This window comes from Sphingobium sp. V4 (genome assembly GCF_029590555.1).
Taxonomy (GTDB): Bacteria; Pseudomonadota; Alphaproteobacteria; order Sphingomonadales; family Sphingomonadaceae; genus Sphingobium.
On the sequence record NZ_CP081001.1, the window covers coordinates 2,388,421 to 2,404,628 of the forward strand.

17 protein-coding genes are annotated in these 16,208 nt (G+C 65.6%); 10 read left to right on the plus strand and 7 right to left on the minus strand.

Annotation, left to right across the window (positions count from 1 at the left end):
* Position 1: 1 nt before the first annotated feature.
* The 8 genes from K3M67_RS11900 (at position 2) to rplL (ending at position 6,972) form a co-directional block, all read left to right on the plus strand.
* Positions 2–1,099, plus strand: a complete 1,098-nt coding sequence (locus K3M67_RS11900; RefSeq protein WP_285831559.1) for a flagellar basal body P-ring protein FlgI — start codon at positions 2–4, stop codon at positions 1,097–1,099.
* Positions 1,099–1,443, plus strand: coding sequence for a rod-binding protein (locus K3M67_RS11905; protein ID WP_066857164.1), 345 nt, complete (start codon positions 1,099–1,101; stop codon positions 1,441–1,443). The genes K3M67_RS11900 and K3M67_RS11905 overlap by 1 nt, the downstream gene beginning before the upstream one ends.
* Positions 1,440–2,777 (plus strand): flagellar hook-associated protein FlgK, encoded by a 1,338-nt coding sequence (gene flgK, locus K3M67_RS11910; RefSeq protein ID WP_066857161.1) that lies wholly within the window; start codon positions 1,440–1,442, stop codon positions 2,775–2,777. Before K3M67_RS11905 ends, flgK begins: the two co-directional genes overlap by 4 nt.
* Positions 2,778–2,795: 18 nt before the next feature.
* Positions 2,796–3,641: a flagellin gene (locus tag K3M67_RS11915; protein WP_066857157.1), complete on the plus strand. Its 846-nt coding sequence runs from the start codon at positions 2,796–2,798 to the stop codon at positions 3,639–3,641.
* Positions 3,642–3,767: 126 nt separating this feature from the next.
* Positions 3,768–4,631 carry a flagellar motor stator protein MotA gene (motA, locus tag K3M67_RS11920; RefSeq protein ID WP_066857154.1) on the plus strand — a complete coding sequence of 288 codons (864 nt, stop codon included), beginning with the start codon at positions 3,768–3,770 and terminating at the stop codon, positions 4,629–4,631.
* Positions 4,632–4,634: 3 nt separating this feature from the next.
* Positions 4,635–5,684, plus strand: a complete 1,050-nt coding sequence (locus K3M67_RS11925; protein ID WP_285831560.1) for a flagellar motor protein MotB — start codon at positions 4,635–4,637, stop codon at positions 5,682–5,684.
* Positions 5,685–6,011: 327 nt separating this feature from the next.
* Positions 6,012–6,527: a 50S ribosomal protein L10 gene (gene rplJ / locus K3M67_RS11930; RefSeq protein WP_066857148.1), complete on the plus strand. Its 516-nt coding sequence runs from the start codon at positions 6,012–6,014 to the stop codon at positions 6,525–6,527.
* Between the two features lie 70 nt (positions 6,528–6,597).
* Positions 6,598–6,972 carry a 50S ribosomal protein L7/L12 gene (gene rplL / locus K3M67_RS11935; protein WP_066857144.1) on the plus strand — a complete coding sequence of 125 codons (375 nt, stop codon included), beginning with the start codon at positions 6,598–6,600 and terminating at the stop codon, positions 6,970–6,972.
* 153 nt (positions 6,973–7,125) lie between these two features.
* Here the strand turns inward: rplL and K3M67_RS11940 are convergent, their stop codons facing one another.
* The 6 genes from K3M67_RS11940 to pabB form a co-directional block, all read right to left on the minus strand.
* Entirely contained in the window at positions 7,126–8,241 is a 1,116-nt protein-coding gene (locus K3M67_RS11940; RefSeq protein ID WP_285831561.1) for a zinc-binding dehydrogenase, read from the minus strand.
* Between the two features lie 80 nt (positions 8,242–8,321).
* Positions 8,322–8,996 carry a peptide-methionine (S)-S-oxide reductase MsrA gene (gene msrA, locus K3M67_RS11945; RefSeq protein ID WP_285831562.1) on the minus strand — a complete coding sequence of 225 codons (675 nt, stop codon included), beginning with the start codon at positions 8,994–8,996 and terminating at the stop codon, positions 8,322–8,324.
* Complete coding sequence (locus tag K3M67_RS11950; RefSeq protein WP_285831563.1) at positions 8,980–9,132, minus strand: hypothetical protein; 153 nt, start codon at positions 9,130–9,132, stop codon at positions 8,980–8,982. The genes msrA and K3M67_RS11950 overlap by 17 nt, the downstream gene beginning before the upstream one ends.
* Before the next feature lie 295 nt (positions 9,133–9,427).
* Positions 9,428–10,630: a pyridoxal phosphate-dependent aminotransferase gene (locus tag K3M67_RS11955; protein WP_285831564.1), complete on the minus strand. Its 1,203-nt coding sequence runs from the start codon at positions 10,628–10,630 to the stop codon at positions 9,428–9,430.
* A gap of 200 nt (positions 10,631–10,830) precedes the next feature.
* Positions 10,831–11,454 carry an aminotransferase class IV gene (locus tag K3M67_RS11960; protein WP_066857132.1) on the minus strand — a complete coding sequence of 208 codons (624 nt, stop codon included), beginning with the start codon at positions 11,452–11,454 and terminating at the stop codon, positions 10,831–10,833.
* 31 nt (positions 11,455–11,485) lie between these two features.
* Complete coding sequence (pabB, locus tag K3M67_RS11965; protein ID WP_066857129.1) at positions 11,486–12,655, minus strand: aminodeoxychorismate synthase component I; 1,170 nt, start codon at positions 12,653–12,655, stop codon at positions 11,486–11,488.
* 116 nt (positions 12,656–12,771) lie between these two features.
* Here pabB and K3M67_RS11970 point away from each other — a divergent pair, with 116 nt between their 5' ends.
* Positions 12,772–13,155: a DUF983 domain-containing protein gene (locus tag K3M67_RS11970; RefSeq protein ID WP_285831565.1), complete on the plus strand. Its 384-nt coding sequence runs from the start codon at positions 12,772–12,774 to the stop codon at positions 13,153–13,155.
* A 48-nt stretch (positions 13,156–13,203) separates the two neighbouring features.
* Here K3M67_RS11970 and K3M67_RS11975 read toward each other — a convergent pair whose 3' ends face one another.
* Positions 13,204–13,641: an acyl-CoA thioesterase gene (locus K3M67_RS11975; protein WP_066857969.1), complete on the minus strand. Its 438-nt coding sequence runs from the start codon at positions 13,639–13,641 to the stop codon at positions 13,204–13,206.
* A 254-nt stretch (positions 13,642–13,895) separates the two neighbouring features.
* Between K3M67_RS11975 and K3M67_RS11980 the strand changes: the two genes are divergently transcribed.
* The gene (locus K3M67_RS11980; RefSeq protein ID WP_285831566.1) at positions 13,896–16,193 is read left to right on the plus strand and encodes a TonB-dependent receptor; all 2,298 of its coding nucleotides are present in this window, start codon (positions 13,896–13,898) and stop codon (positions 16,191–16,193) included.
* Positions 16,194–16,208: the final 15 nt, after the last annotated feature.

Below are 16,208 nucleotides of genomic sequence, written 5' to 3' on the forward strand. Positions count from 1 at the left end.
CATGAACCGCCTGTTCCGCCTTCTTCTTGCCGCGCTGGCCCTCGCCGCCACCCCCGCCCAGGCCGAGCGGGTCAAGGATCTGGGCGGCTTCCAGGGCGTGCGCCCCAACCAGCTGACCGGCTATGGCATCGTCGTGGGGCTGGCGGGCACCGGCGACGACAGCATCCAATATGCGACCGAGGGCATGAAAGGCGTCGTCTCGCGCTTCGGCCTCACCCTGCCGCAGGGCGTCAACCCGGCGCTCAAAAATGCGGCGGCGGTGCTGGTGACGGCGGACCTTCCCGCTTTTTCCAAACCCGGCCAGCGGCTCGACGTCACCGTCTCCGCGCTGGGCAAGGCCAAGTCGCTGCGCGGCGGCACGCTCATCATGACCCCCCTGCGCGGCGCGGACAATGAAATCTACGCGATGGCGCAGGGCAACCTCGCCGTCGGCGGCCTTGGCGTTTCGGGCGCGGACGGCAGCCAAGTGTCGGTGAACATTCCCTCGGCCGGGCGCATTCCCGGCGGCGCGACCGTGGAACGCGCGGTCGCGACCGGGTTCGACACGGCCCCGACCCTGACCTTCAACCTTGCCGAAGCCGACCTGACGACCGCGCTGCGCGTGGCCGACGGCATCAACCGCGCCTTTGGCGATCGCCGCGCCCGCGCGATGGACGCCGTGTCGGTCGCGATCGACGCCGAACCGGGCGCGGAACAGCGCATCCTGATGATGGGCATGATCGAGAATATCGAGATTTCGCCCGCCGAAGCCCCGGCCAAGGTGATCGTCAACGCCCGCACCGGCACGGTCGTCATCAACGGCGCGGTCCGGATCCATCCGGCCGCGGTCGCCCATGGCAAATTGACCGTCAGCGTCAACGAAAGCCCCCGCATCATCCAGCCCGCCCCCTTCAGCCGGGGCGAGACGGCGATGGAGCCATCAAGCAGCATCAGCATCGACGAACAGAAAAAACCGATGGTGAATTTTAAAGGTGGGGCGTCGCTGGCCGATATAGTCAAGGCGGTCAACGCCATCGGGGCTTCCCCGGCGGACATGGTCGCGATCCTCGAAGCCTTGAAACAGGCGGGCGCAATGAAAGCGGAGCTGGTGGTGCTGTGATGCAGGTAGCGACGACATCCTCCGCCGGCGCCAGCGTCGCCGGCAACTCGAACAAGGCCGCACTGGAAAAGGTCGCGCAGCAGTTCGAGGCGGTCTTTCTGCGCCAGATGATCGGCGCGATGCGATCGGCGAGCCTTGCCGAAGGCATCGGCGATTCGAGCGCGACGCAGCAGTTTCGCGACATGGCCGACGCGCGCACCGCCGACGCCATGGCCAGCAAGGGCGCGATGGGCATCGCCGAACTGCTGCTCAGGCAGTTTGGCGACCGCGTCGGTGACAGCCCCTCCCCCAGCGCGCCTGACGGCCCGACCCCGGCGCCCGGTACGCTGGACGACGCCGCATGAGCGACCTCTTCATCATCGGGTCTTCTGGGACGAAGGCCTATCGCACCATGATGGCCGCCATATCGGAGAATATCGCCAACGCCAGCACCGCCGGCTATGCGCGCCGCACGGTGACGACCGCCGAATCGGGCGCATCGACCGCCACCATGTCGCTCTATATCGCGCGCGCCAATTTCGGCGGGACGCAGGTGATGAGCGTCGACCGGGCAAGCGATCCCTATCTGGACGCCACGGTCCGTTCGACCGGCACGGCGCTGGGCAGCGCGACGGCGCGGCTGCGCTGGCTGACCGACACCGAAACCGCGATGAACGACAGCGGCACCGGCATCGGCCAGCTGATGACCGGCATGTTCCAGAATATGGAGAAGCTGGCGGCCAGCCCCACGGACACCTCGCTGCGCGTCACCACGCTCGACAGCATCAGCCGCGTGACGCAGGCGTTCAACCAGACCGCCGCCGACCTTGAACAAGTGTCCGAGGGCATCGCCACCGAAGCGACCGCCTCGGTCGACACGATCAATCGCTCACTGTCCGCGCTCGCAGACATCAACAACAGCCTGCTGCGCGCCCAGCCCGGCACATCGGCCTATGCGCAGCTGCTCGACAGCCGCGATTCCGCGCTCCAGGACCTGTCCGAAAATCTGAACGTCACCATCAGCTTCGGCGCGCATGACAGTGCGGAGGTCAGCTTCGGCGGCCAGACGCTGGTCAGCGGCAACAGCGCGGCCAGCCTGGCGGTGGCCGCCAACAGCGACGGCACGCTCGCGCTCAGCCTGTCCGACGGCACGGCGCTGACCGCGCCCGCCAGCGGGACGCTGGGCGGCCTCTTCTCCGCCGCGCAGACGGCGACCGATCGCCGCGAGAGCCTCGACACGCTGGCCGAACAATTCGTCACCGACATGAACGCCTGGCACGCGCAGGGCGTGACGGACGGCGGCACGGCTGGCGCTCCCCTGCTGTCCTACGGCGGCAGCGCGGCGAGCATGGCGGCGCTCATCACCGATCCGGCCGAGCTGGCACTCAAATCCTCCGACGGCACGCTCAACGGCAATCTGCTCACGGTCTCGTCGACCCTGCGCGGCAATGGCAGCGTCGAACAGAGCTGGACCTCGCTGGTGTCGACCCACGCGAACCTGCTGGCGGCGACCCAGGCCGAATATGATACCGCGACCAGCCGCAACGACCAGGCGGTCGCCGCGCGCGAAGCGGTGAGCGGCGTGGACCTGGACATGGAGGCGGCCGACCTGCTGCGCATCCAGCAAGCCTATTCGGGCTGCGCAAAGGTGCTCCAGATCGCCAAGGAAACCATCGATTCCATCCTGAACATCATCTGATCGGCGAAGGGCTGACCCATGGTAGGCATCACCAACAAGATCATGCTCGCGGAAATGCGCCGGCAGCAGAAATTGTCGCAAAGCATCGTCGACGGGCAGACCGCGATCTCGACCGGCATCACGCTCAACAAGCCGTCCGACGACGCGCTCGCCTGGGTGCAGGTGTCGGACATCGGCCGGGCGCAGGCGCAGCAGGCCGCGTGGCAGGCCAATGTCAGCTACGGCACCACCCGCGCCGCCAATGCCGAAGCCAATCTGTCGGAAATCAACAATCTCCTGACCCGCGCGCAGGAACTGGTGACATCGGCCCGCAACGGGTCGCTCAACGACACCAGCCGCGCCGCGATCGTCGAGGAAATGACGACGATCCGCACCACCATCGGCGAATTGTTGAACCAGACCGACTATCAGGGCACGCCCGTGTTCGACGACGGACAAAGCACGCTGGTGCCCGTCAGCCGCGGCCTCAACCTCGCCGTCGTCGCCACCCGGCAGGAGGTGTCGGAGGGAATCGACGTCAGCGGCACGCCGATGTCGATCGACGCCATCCTGGCCCAGAGCATCGCCGCGATCGACGGCGGCGTCGACAGCGAGATCGCGACTTCGCTCGACGGGGTCAAGGCGGCCCAGAGCCACATCACCGTCGAACTGGCGCGGCAGGGCGTGCGCAGCGACCGGCTGGAAGTGGTCGGCACCCGGCTGACCGACATCGACCTGACCCTTACCGAGCGACGCGCCGACCTGGAATCGACCGACCTTCAGGATGTCATTTCGCGCGTGCAGGCGCAACTGCTCCAGCTCGAAGCGGCGCAGTCGGCCTTCGCCCGCATCAACCAGCAGACGCTGTTCGACCTGATCAGCTGAGCGGCGGAAAAAGGCGGCTCCGGTCCTAAAGCCGACGCTAACCAGTCCGTATTAACCAGAAACGGACCGGCGCTGTCGAAGGCGCTGACGGAGCCACCGCCTCCGGGCGATATATCGGGGATTTTCATGTTCGCAGTCATCGGCCTCGTCGTGCTCATCGTGATGGTGTTCGGCGGCTTCATCTTCACCGGCGGCGACATCGGCCCGGTGCTCCATGCCCTGCCGCACGAAATGCTCATCATCGGCGGCGCGGCCGTCGGCGCGCTGATCATCGGCAATTCGGGCGCGGACCTGAAGGCGCTGGGCGGGGGCCTGGCCAAGGTGTTCAAGGGGCCGCAATACAAGAAGCAGGATTTTCTCGACTGCATCTTCCTGGTCAGCAAGCTGATGAAGACGCTGCGGGTCGAAGGGCCGGTGGCGCTCGAACCCCATATCGAGGATCCGGGCAGCTCGACCATCTTCTCCGAATATCCCAGGCTGATGAAGGACAAGACGCTGATCCACCTGATCAGCGACACGCTGCGCCTGGTCGTCGTCTCGTCGGGCACGCTCGATCCGCACGCGGTCGAGGAGGTGATGGACAACAGCCTCAAGACCCATCATCACGAAGCGATCAAGCCCGCCGACAATCTCCAGGGGCTGGCCGACGCGCTCCCCGCGCTGGGCATCGTCGCGGCAGTGCTGGGCGTGGTCAAGACCATGGGGTCGATCGACCAGCCGCCCGCGATCCTGGGTGCGATGATCGGCTCGGCGCTGGTCGGCACCTTCCTCGGCGTGCTGCTCGCCTATGGCATGGTCAACCCCTTCGCCAATCGGTGCCGCAGCGTGATCGAGGCCGATGGCGCCATCTATCATGTGGTCAAGCAGATCATCATCGCCTCGCTGCACGGCCACCCGCAGCCGCTGGTGATCGAGGCCGCGCGCTCCAGCCTGACCCATGCGAACCAGCCGGCCTTCGCCGAGGTGTTCGACGGCATGAGGGGCAAATAAGCCATGGCGGACAAGAAGCGCGGCGCGAACGAGCCGGAACCGCGGCCGATCATCGTCAAGAAGATCATCGTCGATGGCCATGGCGGTCATCATGGCGGCGCCTGGAAGGTCGCCTATGCCGACTTCGTGACCGCGATGATGGCCTTCTTCCTGCTGATGTGGCTGCTGGGCGCGACCACCGAAAAGCAGCGCAAGGCGCTGGCCGACTATTTCACGCCTACGCTGGTCGAATTGAAGATGGCGTCGGCGGGTTCGACCGGCCTGTTGGGCGGCGACAGCCTGACGGGCAAGGAAAATTACCCGACCACCGGCGGCCAGGGCAATCTTTCCATCACCATCCCGCGCGATGCGACCGGCACCAAGGACCAGGGTGGCAAGGCGATGCGCGCCGCCGACCGGCAGAAGTTCGAATCGATCAAGAAGAGCCTGGAAGAGCGTATGATGCGCAAGGGGCTGGGCAAGCTGCGCAAGAATGTGCGCTTCACCGAAACCCGCGAAGGGTTGCGCATCGACCTGATCGACGAGGCTGATTTCGCGATGTTCGCGATGGGCACCGACCGGCTGCTGCCCGAAGCGCGCACGCTGGTGAGCGAAGTCGCCACCGTCCTCCAGACCATGCCCAACGCCCTGATCGTGCGCGGCCATACTGATGCCCTGCCCTATGCGGCGGGTCGCACGATGAACAATTGGCGCCTCTCCTCCGCCCGCGCCGAAGCCACGCGCCAGGCGCTTGCCGATACCGGCATCGGCAATGACCGCTTCGCCCGGATCGAGGGCGTGGCCGACCGCGAGCCTTTCATGAAGGCCGACGCCTATGACCCGCGCAACCGGCGCATGTCGATCATCCTGGGCTGGAGCCGCGGCGGCAACGACGCCGGCGACGAAGAGATGGACGCAGCGACCAAGGCGGCGATCAAGGAACGCGACGACCCGATGCGCGTGGCGCGGGAACAGGCGACGAAACTCGACATGGGCGGCACCGGCCTGCCCGCCGGCGCGGCGCTCATCAACCCCAGCGCGCCCGGCACGTCGAGCAAGCCGGGCAAGCATTGACGCCCGGAAACGGCGTCAAGGCGCGCAAATTCCGCGTGACATAGGGTGCCCTTTCGACTAAGGGCCGCCCAGCGGACCCCGGCAGCAATGCCGGCGGTCTTCCGTCCGAGACAGCTGGTGAAGGGAATATGCCCTTCTTAATGTCCAGCCTAGACGGGGAAAAGTTCTTCACCGAACGGGCGCCTGCGTCCGATTCGGGTCTGCCTGTTTCCTTTTGGGCGCGGGCCAGTCGATCTCTCCCCTTCGGACTTGGTGCCCCGGGCCGCAACGCCCGGGTTTTAGTCGTTCGCCGATGCCAAGTCGGCGGACATGAAGTGGAGTAATGGCATGGATCGTAATCAGAAAGCTGAGGTCGTTTCCGCGCTGAACGCAGAGCTGGCAGAAGTTGGCGTGGTCGTCGTGACCCGCAACCTCGGCATGACCGTCGCCCAGTCGACCGTCCTGCGCCAGAAGATGCGCGAAGCCGGTGCGTCCTACAAGGTTACGAAGAACCGCCTCGCCCGTATCGCCCTTGATGGCACCGCCTACGGCTCGATCAGCGACCTGCTGACCGGCCCCGTCGGCCTCGCCACCTCGGCCGACCCGGTCGCAGCCGCCAAGGTTGCGGTCGAATTCGCGAAGACCAACGACAAGATCGAGATCGTTGGCGGCGCGATGGGCGAAATGCTGCTCGATGCGGAGGGCGTCAAGGCCCTGGCGTCGATGCCGTCGCTGGATGAACTGCGTGCGAAGCTGGTCGGCCTTCTGGTCGCCCCGGCTACCAAGCTCGCAACCGTCACCCAGGCGCCGGCCGCGCAGCTCGCGCGTGTCTTCAACGCCTATGCGGAGAAGGAAGCGGCCTGAGCCGTTCCCCATCCGATTTTTTTGACCCTCATCTGACGGGGCGCATCGCCCCATATAAGGAAATTGACAAATGGCAGACATCAACGCTCTGGTCGATCAGCTTTCGGCCCTCACCGTCCTCGAAGCCGCTGAGCTGTCGAAGGCTCTGGAAGAAAAGTGGGGCGTTTCGGCCGCCGCTGCCGTCGCCGTCGCCGGCCCGGCCGCTGCCGCTGCCGCTCCGGCCGCTGAAGAGCAGACCGAATTCGACGTCGTCCTGACCGGCGACGGCGGCAAGAAGATCAACGTCATCAAGGAAGTCCGCGCCATCACCGGCCTGGGCCTGACCGAAGCCAAGGCTCTGGTCGAAGGCGCTCCGAAGGCCGTCAAGGAAGGCGTGAACAAGGACGAAGCCGAGAAGATCAAGAAGCAGCTGGAAGAAGCCGGCGCCACCGTCGAGCTGAAGTAATCGGCTCCGCCTCGCGGCAGAAAAGCTCGCGAGGCGAACCGATCCGGTTCCAGCCGGAGAATGGGGCGGCGCCTTCGGGTGGCCGCCCTTTTTCTTGCGCGGCGCAGATGGCGCACCCTCCGCATGGCGCGGCGGCCACCCCGAGTCCCGGGCCTAGCCGTTCGGGACGATCAGATATTTCTCCCCCGTGCGCCGCGCATTGTAGGCCAGCACCGCGTCCCGCGTCAGCGCGTCCTCGAGCGAGAGTCGCGCCTTGTAGGGGCTGGCGAAGGTGGTGGTGAGATTGTCGCGCACCCGCTGGCGCATCCGCTCCACCGTCTCTCCGCCCGCACGCTGGAGGAAGGGGAAGAGCAGCCAGCCCCCCACGGTCCAGCTGAAACCGAAGCTGCGGTTGAGGATCGTCGGCGCCATGTCGAGCGCGCCATAGATATAAGCCTGCTTGAGCGTGTCGGAACCATAGCGGCTATAGGCGCCGTTCTTGCTGGCAGCCTGCTCCATCGCGTGCAGGATCTGGCCCACCAGCGCACCGCCGCCGATCGCGTCGAAGGCGATGGTGGCCCCGGTCGCCTCGATCGCGGACTGGAGCTGCGCCCGAAAATCCTCGCGCGAACTGTCCAGCACATGCTCGGCCCCCAGCGCCTTCAGCGTTTCCGCCTGCGCCTGGCTGCGGACGATATTGACCAGCGGGATCTGGTCCTCCCGGCAGATACGCACCAGCATCTGGCCGAGGTTGGACGCGGCGGCGGTGTGGACGATCGCCTTGTGCCCGTCACGCCGCATCGTTTCGACAAAGCCCAGCGCGGTCATGGGATTGACGAAGGCGGATGCGCCCTGCTCCGCGCTCGCCCCATCCGGCAACGCCATGACGGATCGTGCATCGACCAGCCGATATTGCGCGAACATGCCGCCCGGCACGCATGTCACCAGCTTGCCGATCAGCGCCTGCGCCTCGGGGGCATCGCCGGCCGCGATGACCGTCCCCGCACCCTCGTTACCGACCGCCATCGCCTGCCCGATCCGTGCGGCCATGGCGCGGCGCGCAGCATCGGGCATCTGCGCCACGATCCGGCCCTCGCCGTAATCCGCATTCCCGACATCGGCCGGGCCGAACAGCAGGCCAAGGTCGGACGGGTTGATCGGCGCGGCCTCGACCCGGACCAATAGCTCATGCCCGGTGGGCGGCGGCAGGCTTTCCTCGGCCAGTTCGACGGTCAACCGGCCATCCTCGGCCAAGGTGGACAGGATCTTGAGGCCGCGCGTGTCGCCCATCGGGATGCTCCTTATCATGTGAGGACCAGGAGGTAGGCAGCCGGGCGGCGAAGACAAGCTGGCAGAAACGCGCGGTCGGGTCAGGCCGACGGTTTGTCCCGATACTGCGCCGGGAACATCGACCGCAAGGCCGCCAGCTTGGGCTTGTCCCAGCGCAGGATATAGGGATGCAGCGGGTTCTTGCGCATGAAGTCCTGATGGTCGCGCCCTGCATCCTGGAAGCCGGTAAACGGCTCCACCCGCGTCACGATCGGGTCGCGCCACAGGCCGGACTGGCCGAGCTGGACCAGATAGGCCCGCGCCGCCCGCTCCTGCTCCCCATTCAGCGGGAAGAGCGCGCTGCGATATTGGGTGCCATGGTCCGGCCCCTGATGATTGAGCGTGGTGGGATCGGCGATCACCGAAAAAAAGATGCGGAGCAGGCTGCCATAGCTGATCTGGGCCGGGTCATAGGTGACGCGGACCGCTTCGGCAAAGCCGGTATCGCCGCCGCTCACGGCCGCATAGTCGACCCGGCGGCCCTTGGGACCACCGGCAAAGCCCGATACGGCGAGCTGGACGCCTTTGACGTGGGAGAATACCCCCTCGACGCCCCAATAGCAGCCGCCAGCGAAAACCGCCGTTTCGAGCCGGCGCGAGGGCGCGGCATCCACCTTGGGGACAGGCGCCTGGACGGCGCGTTCGGCGTGCAGCGGGGAAGCGGCGGCAAGCGCCGCGAGCAAAAGAAGGAACGGAGCCTTAGAGCGCCGCGTCATGGGTCGAGGTCGCCGCGATCGCGGTCGAGCTGAGCACCGGCTGCTCTTCGGGCTGGAGCAGGAACATGCCGACAGCGCCGATCGCGAACCCGCCCATGAAGCGCAGGAACAGGTCGGATTTGAGGAACGCCATCATGGCCAACGCCTTTCTACCATAGTCTGCCGGTCGTGCCGGCTCTCCGGCTATGTCCATGCGCCTTGCCCCTTACTGAACGGTCCGGGCTGCGGGAGCAGCTTTCGACCAATGTGGGCAGGTGAACGACGAACGAAGCCTGTTATTCAGTTTTTATACGCAACGGGCATATAGACCGCCCTGCGACAATCGCAAGACGGCGTGCGGGGAAAAAGACCGTTTCCATTTTTTGCCGGGACAGAAAAACCGGCGATTTCGCGCCGGTTTTTCCTGCATCGCCCAGCGAAGCGTCGCCGGCTTATTTCAGCGCGGCGCAGGCTTCCTGAATCCGCGTGCAGGCCTTCTTCAGCACTTCGTCCGAGGTCGCATAGCTGATGCGAAAGGCGGGCGAGAGGCCGAAGGCGGCGCCATGGACGGCGGCGACCTTGGCTTCGTCCAGGAAATAGCCGATCAGCGCCTCGTCGCTGTCGATGACCGCGCCCTTGGGCGTCGTCTTGCCGATCACGCCGCTGGCGTCGGGATAGACGTAGAAGGCGCCTTCGGGGGTCGGGCAATCCAGGCCAGGCGCGTCGTTCAGCATGGCGACGACCATGTCGCGGCGCTTGCGGAACACGCCGTTGCGCTCCTCAAGGAAATCCTGCGGCCCGGTCAGCGCGGCGACGGCGGCTGCCTGGCTGATCGAGCAGGGATTGCTGGTCGACTGCGACTGGAGCTTGCTCATCGCCTTGATGATCCATTCCGGGCCGCCGGCGAAGCCGATGCGCCAGCCGGTCATGGAAAAGGCCTTGGAGCAGCCATTGACCGTCAGCGTGCGGTCATAGAGTTCCGGGCACACCTGCGCGATGGTAGCGAACGGGGTCGATGCGTACCAGACATGCTCATACATGTCGTCGGTCATCACCAGCACATGCGGATGACGCAGCAGCACGTCGGCCAGCGCCTTCAGCTCGTCCGCCGAATAGGCCGCGCCGCTGGGGTTGGACGGCGAATTGAGCATCACCCACTTGGTGCGCGGGGTGATGGCGGCATCCAGCTGCGCGGCGGTGATCTTGTAGCCCTGGCTCGCCGGGCCTTCGATGAACACCGGGGTCCCACCCGCGAAGTTCACGATGTCGGGATAGCTGACCCAGTAAGGGGCCGGGATGATGACTTCATCGCCCACATCGACGGTCGCGACCAGCGCGTTGAACAGTGTATGCTTGCCGCCCGAATTGACGCTGATCTGGCTGCGCTTGTAGGTCAGGCCGTTGTCGCGCTTGAACTTGAAGGCCACGGCTTCCTTGACGTCGGCGGTGCCGTCCACATCGGTGTAGCGGGTCAGGTTGTTGCGGATCGCGGCGATGCCGGCTTCCTTCACGAAATCGGGCGTGTCGAAATCGGGTTCGCCGGCCGAAAGGCCAATCACGTCCACGCCTTCGGCTTTGAGCGCGTTCACGCGGGCGCTCATGGCGAGCGTGGCGGACGGCTGGATGCGACCGAGGGCAGCGGAAGTCTGGCTCATGGCAATAATCTTTCTCCAGAGCGATTTCGAAGCGGGCGAAACAGCCCGCCGACTCGAAAATCGCGACCCAAAATAAGGAATCCTGAACGCCCGCAACATATGCGGACGCGGCGTCCCTTAGTGTGCAACGGACGCAGGGGCAACCGGCCAGATAGGCGTTAATGGCTTTACGGCAGAATAGCGCGGCTATCGCGCCCCAATCAGCGCGCCAATGTCGCGGCGACCATGCCCCGCGCCGCATTGCCGATGAAGAAGCCGTCCTCCAGATCATGGGGACGCAGGTCGCCCTCCACGGCCTCGCCCATCTCGATCAGGCTCTGCCGCAGGATTCCGGGCAACAAGCCGCGCGACAGCGGCGGCGTCACCAGCTTGTCGCCCCGCTCGACGAACAGGGTGGAAAAGCTGCCCTCGGTCAGATAGCCCGCCGCATCGGTCATCAGCACCTCATAGGTTCCCCCGCGCGTCAGCGCGTCGCGATAGAGCGATCGATCGGTGGTCTTGTGAAGGAGGCGCAGGTCATCCGCCGGGGCATTGCGCGGCACCACGGCGACCGGGACGATCGCCTGCGGCCAGCTTCGATGGTCGCGCACCTCGATCGCCAGCGCCCCTCCGCGCGAGATCAGCAGCCGCACCCGGCTCGCCCCGCGCAGGCGGAAGGTGGCGGCCTGAAGCTCGTTGCGCACGTTATGACGATCAAAGGCGAAGCCCAGCGCGTCGGCGCTGGCCTTCAACCGCGCCAGATGCAGCTCGAGCAGCCTGATCCCGTCATGGGGATCGAATGCCATGGTTTCGAGCAGGTCGAACCGTCCATCAGCCACAGACATCGTTATTGTTTCAAGCCCCTGCACATCATCGTCACGCCAGTGAGAGAAAGCGCCCCTTGGCCAGACACTCCGCCCATTCGGCTGCCCCTTCCGAGTCCGCGACGATGCCCGATCCCAGCCCCAGCCGACCGACTCCGCTCCCTTCTTCGACGCAAAGCGTGCGGATGGCAACATTGAAGGCGGCGTCGCCCTCCGGATCGATCCAGCCCATCGCGCCGGTATAGACGCCGCGCGGGAAAGGCTCGACCGCGTCGATGATCTCCATCGCCCGCACTTTGGGCGCGCCGGTGATCGACCCGCAGGGAAACAGCACGCGCAGTACGTCGACCGGAGACAGGCCGGGCAGCACCCGCGCGCGCACCGTCGACACCAGCTGGTGGACGGTGGGATAGGTCTCGACCTTGAACAGGTCGGGCACCGTCACGCTGCCTGCCGCCGATACCCGCGACAGATCGTTGCGCAGCAGGTCGACGATCATCAGATTCTCGGCCCGCTGCTTGGCGTCCTGCTCCAGCCAGCGGGCGTTGGCGGCGTCCTCGTCCGCATCGGCGGCGCGGACGGCCGTGCCCTTCATAGGCCGCGCGGTCAGCTGGCCGCGCACCTGGGTGAAGAAAAGTTCGGGCGAGAAGGACAATATGGTCCGCGCGCCATCCCGGATGACGCCGCCATAGCCCGCCGCCGCGCGCGGACGGATCGCCGCATAGAGCGCCATCGGGTCGCCAGCCAGCGCGACCTCGCACGGGAAGGTCAGGTTGACCTGATAGATGTCGCCCGCGCGGATATAGTCCTGCACCCGGTCGAAGGCGATGCGATAGGCGGCCTCGTCCACCAGCGGCCGCAACGGACCGACCGTGGCCCCGGCGGCATCGGGCAGCAGTTCCGGCAATCCTCCCGGCGCGATCATCCGCACCCCTTCATACAGGCCGAACCACAGCAGCGGCGCACCGCCCAGGTCCCGCTTCCGCGCCACGGGGGCCAGCCGCTCCTCCAGCGCCAGGCCGGCCTCATAACGCATATAGCCCGCGACGTGCAGCCCCGCCTCGCGCGCCTCGGCGATGCGGTCGAGCGCGGGCTGCACCTGCGCAATGTCATGCGCGGCGACGATGGCGACCGGATCGCGATACAGCCGCGCAGGCGCCGCGCCGCGCAGGCGCGCATCGTCGAACAGGCAGAATGGCTCATCGGGACCGGGCAGGCGCATGGCGCTTCTTAACAGGCTTTGCGCGCAGCGGAAGGGCGCGCGCCCGTGACGTTCCGTTCCATGCCCGGTCGGATGGCCCGTTGCATCCGCGGTGCGAAGCCCCTAGCCCGGAATCCATGAGCGACCCGGCCCCCGACACCCATGGCGATCGCCCGATCGGTCCCGCGATCGGCCACGGCCTGCGCGGTCGCTGCCCGGCCTGCGGCCAGGGCCGGCTGTTCGCGCATTTCCTGAAGGCGGCGCCGACCTGCACGGCCTGCGGCCTGCGCCTCGACCTGCACCAGGCGGACGATTTCCCCGCCTATATCGTGATCCTGCTGCTGGGGCATTTGCTGGTCCCCCTGATGATCGAGGTGAATTCAGCCTTCGCGATTCCGATGGGCTGGCAGGTGCTGTTCTGGCCGGGCCTCGCGATCCTGCTGGCGGTGGCGATGATCCAGCCGGTCAAGGGCGGCGTCATCGCCTTCCAGTGGAGCCGGCGGATGGCGGGGTTCGGATAGGCCGGATCGGACCGGTCGATTCACGCCGGCCCGATTATGCCGGCCCGATCATTCCGGTCGGCGCAGGAAATTCAGCTCCATCGCCTCGCGCAGCGTGTCGTCGATCAGGCGGCGCCCTTCGGCGCCATGGGTGACGACCGTCGTGTCGCAGGTGGCAACGCAAACGCCCTTCTGGAAACCGGCCGAACTGATCGTCCAGCTGGTGCGGCCGATATGGCCGATCGCGCAATGGACCTCGAACGGATAGGGAAAATGCGATTCCTCGATGAAGTTGAGGTTCACGTTGGCCACCAGCCAGCGCACCCCCTGTTCCTGCGGATGGCGCCCCATGTGATGGTGGAAACGGATGCGCGCGGTTTCGAAGATGCCCGAAATGGCCACATTGTTAATGTGACCCATCGTATCCAGATCCTGGAAGCGGGTGTCGATGCTGGTGACGAAGCGATAGGCTTCGGGACTGAACCGCCAGGATTCGGGTTTGGCCATGTCCTGCTTTCCCATTGGAATTTTCTGTCACATTTCCATAGCCATCATCGCCAGTGATGCAATCGCGTCGGCGAAAATGGCGAGACTGCGACCTTTTTGACACAAGGATCGGGCGCGACGCGAGAATGATTGTGACGATAGTGTCACAATAACGTCGCCATTTCGTCAAGCCACTCTCACCGCAGTGCAACATCGCGCGCCTAAGGCCCCGCCGAACCAGTCATCTCATCCGGGTTCCAAGGGGGATTTTCACCATGCGTCCTGTCAACGCCCTATTGCTCGCATCGACCATGCTCGCCGCCGCGCCAGCCTTCGCCCAGGATGTTCTGCCCGCACCTGATGCGGCGGCGGACAGCGCCGAAATCATCGTGTTCGGCCGTGGCGAAACCCGCCAGGTGCAGGAAATCCAGTCGCGCGACATCGTGACCCTGACGCCCGGCACCAATGCGCTGAAAGCGATCGAGAAGCTGCCCAGCGTCAATTTCCAGTCGGCCGACCCGTTCGGCAATTATGAATGGTCGCAGCGCGTCACCATCCGCAGCTTCAACCAGAATCAGCTTGGCTTCACCTTCGACGGCATTCCGCTGGGCGACATGAGCTATGGCAATCATAACGGCCTGCACATCACCCGCGCCATCAGCAGCGAGAATATCGGCAGCGTGCGCGTCAGCCAGGGCGCGGGTTCGCTCGGTACGCAGGCGACCGGCAACCTCGGCGGGACGGTCGAAACCTTCTCGATGGACCCCACCGGCGCCTTCGGCGCGCAAGGCAACCTGACCTATGGCAGCAACGACACGATCCGCGCTTTCGGCCGGATCGACATGGGTAGCGCCGATGGTATCCGCGGCTATGTCTCCTACGGCTATGGCTCGACCGACAAATATAAGGGCCAGGGCGTTCAGGACCAGCATATGGGCAATGCCAAGGTCATCATCCCGATCGGCGAGGCGAAGATCGACGGCTGGCTCAGCTACTCCGACCGTCGCGAACAGGATTATCAGGACATGTCGATGGGCATGATCCGTCGCCTCGGCTGGGATTGGGACAACACCTATCCGGACTATGCCCGCGCGATCGACTATGCCAGCCGCCTGAACGATGTCGACCTGATCAGCAACAGCGGCGGATCGCCCTTCCCCGATGGCCGCTACGACTATAGCGGCGCAACGGTGGCCACCGGCCAGACCTACCCCGGCAATGTCACCAGCGCCGACGACGCCTATTATGACGCGGCGGGCCTGCGCAAGGACTGGCTGGGCGCGATCGGCTTCACCACGCCGCTGGGCGAGACGGCCAGTTTCAAGATCAAGGGCTATTATCACAACAACAGCGGCATGGGCCTGTGGGCGACGCCCTATGTCCCCAGCCCCAACGGCGTGCCCATGTCGGTACGCACCACCGAATATGAGATGGACCGGATCGGCGCCTTCGGCAGCGTCGACTATACGCTCGGCATCCAGAATCTGAGCGTCGGCGCATGGTATGAGAATAACAAGTTCAACCAGGCCCGCCGCTTCTACGCCTTTGCCAGCCGCACCGAACCCGGCCTCAGCTTCCGCGACTATCCGCAAGATCCCTTCGCCACCCAGTGGGAATTCGACTTCACCACCGACACTTTCCAATATCATGTCCAGGACAAGATCGACCTCGGCATGGTCACGATCAACCTGGGGTGGAAGGGCTTCGAGGTCACGAACGAGGCTGAAGCGGTCGTGTCGTCGTCCTTCCCCGAAGGCAAGATCAAGGTCGAGGACTGGTTCCAGCCCCATGCCGGCTTCGCGGTCGAACTGACGCCCGAAGCGGAAATCTTCGGCGGCTTCACGCAAGTGACGCGCGCCTTCGCCAGCGCCACCACCACCGGCCCCTTCTCGACCAACCAGACCGGCTTCGACGCGATCAAGGATGATCTGAAACCCGAAACGTCCGACACGTTCGAACTGGGCCTGCGCTACAATACGCCCGTGTTCAACGGCACGGTCGGCGCCTATCTGGTCAATTTCAGGAACCGGCTGCTCGCCGTGCAGGTCGGCTCGGCGATCCAGGGCAACCCGTCGGCGCTCCAGAATGTCGGCGGCGTGCGCGCGATCGGCGTCGAGGCGGCGGGCGACCTCAAGCTGGGCGGCGGCTTCGGCCTCTACGCCAGCTACAGCTATACCGACGCCACCTATCGCGACGATGTCGTGAACGGCGACGGCACGCTGGTCGCGGCGATCAAGGACAAGACCGTGGTCGACAGCCCCAAGCATATGGCGCGCGGCGAACTCAACTATGATGATGGCCAACGCTTCTTCCGCGTCGGCCTCAACTATATGTCGCGTCGCTACTACAGCTACACCAATGACGCGTCGGTCCCCGGTCGGCTGATCGTCGATGCCTCGCTCGGCTATCGCTTCACCGACAAGGTGGAAATCCAGCTGAACGCCACCAACCTGTTCGACAAGCGCTATGTCGGCACGATCGGCTCGGGCGGCTTCGGCAACAGCGGCGACGCCCAGACGCTGCTGGTGGGCGCGCCGCAGCAATTCTTCGCCACGCTCAAGACCGGTTTCTGAGCCCGGCATCGGAGA

Coding starts and splice junctions, on each gene's coding strand:
- K3M67_RS11970 (WP_285831565.1), top strand. CDS start 12,772: ATGAGCGACCCGGCCCCCGACACCCATGGCGATCGCCCGATCGGTCCC.
- K3M67_RS11955 (WP_285831564.1), bottom strand. CDS start 10,630: ATGAGCCAGACTTCCGCTGCCCTCGGTCGCATCCAGCCGTCCGCCACG.
- msrA (WP_285831562.1), bottom strand. CDS start 8,996: ATGACGCGGCGCTCTAAGGCTCCGTTCCTTCTTTTGCTCGCGGCGCTT.
- K3M67_RS11905 (WP_066857164.1), top strand. CDS start 1,099: ATGCAGGTAGCGACGACATCCTCCGCCGGCGCCAGCGTCGCCGGCAAC.
- K3M67_RS11980 (WP_285831566.1), top strand. CDS start 13,896: ATGCGTCCTGTCAACGCCCTATTGCTCGCATCGACCATGCTCGCCGCC.
- rplL (WP_066857144.1), top strand. CDS start 6,598: ATGGCAGACATCAACGCTCTGGTCGATCAGCTTTCGGCCCTCACCGTC.
- pabB (WP_066857129.1), bottom strand. CDS start 12,655: ATGCGCCTGCCCGGTCCCGATGAGCCATTCTGCCTGTTCGACGATGCG.
- K3M67_RS11960 (WP_066857132.1), bottom strand. CDS start 11,454: ATGTCTGTGGCTGATGGACGGTTCGACCTGCTCGAAACCATGGCATTC.
- motA (WP_066857154.1), top strand. CDS start 3,768: ATGTTCGCAGTCATCGGCCTCGTCGTGCTCATCGTGATGGTGTTCGGC.
- K3M67_RS11925 (WP_285831560.1), top strand. CDS start 4,635: ATGGCGGACAAGAAGCGCGGCGCGAACGAGCCGGAACCGCGGCCGATC.
- K3M67_RS11975 (WP_066857969.1), bottom strand. CDS start 13,641: ATGGCCAAACCCGAATCCTGGCGGTTCAGTCCCGAAGCCTATCGCTTC.
- K3M67_RS11915 (WP_066857157.1), top strand. CDS start 2,796: ATGGTAGGCATCACCAACAAGATCATGCTCGCGGAAATGCGCCGGCAG.
- flgK (WP_066857161.1), top strand. CDS start 1,440: ATGAGCGACCTCTTCATCATCGGGTCTTCTGGGACGAAGGCCTATCGC.
- K3M67_RS11950 (WP_285831563.1), bottom strand. CDS start 9,132: ATGATGGCGTTCCTCAAATCCGACCTGTTCCTGCGCTTCATGGGCGGG.
- rplJ (WP_066857148.1), top strand. CDS start 6,012: ATGGATCGTAATCAGAAAGCTGAGGTCGTTTCCGCGCTGAACGCAGAG.
- K3M67_RS11900 (WP_285831559.1), top strand. CDS start 2: ATGAACCGCCTGTTCCGCCTTCTTCTTGCCGCGCTGGCCCTCGCCGCC.
- K3M67_RS11940 (WP_285831561.1), bottom strand. CDS start 8,241: ATGGGCGACACGCGCGGCCTCAAGATCCTGTCCACCTTGGCCGAGGAT.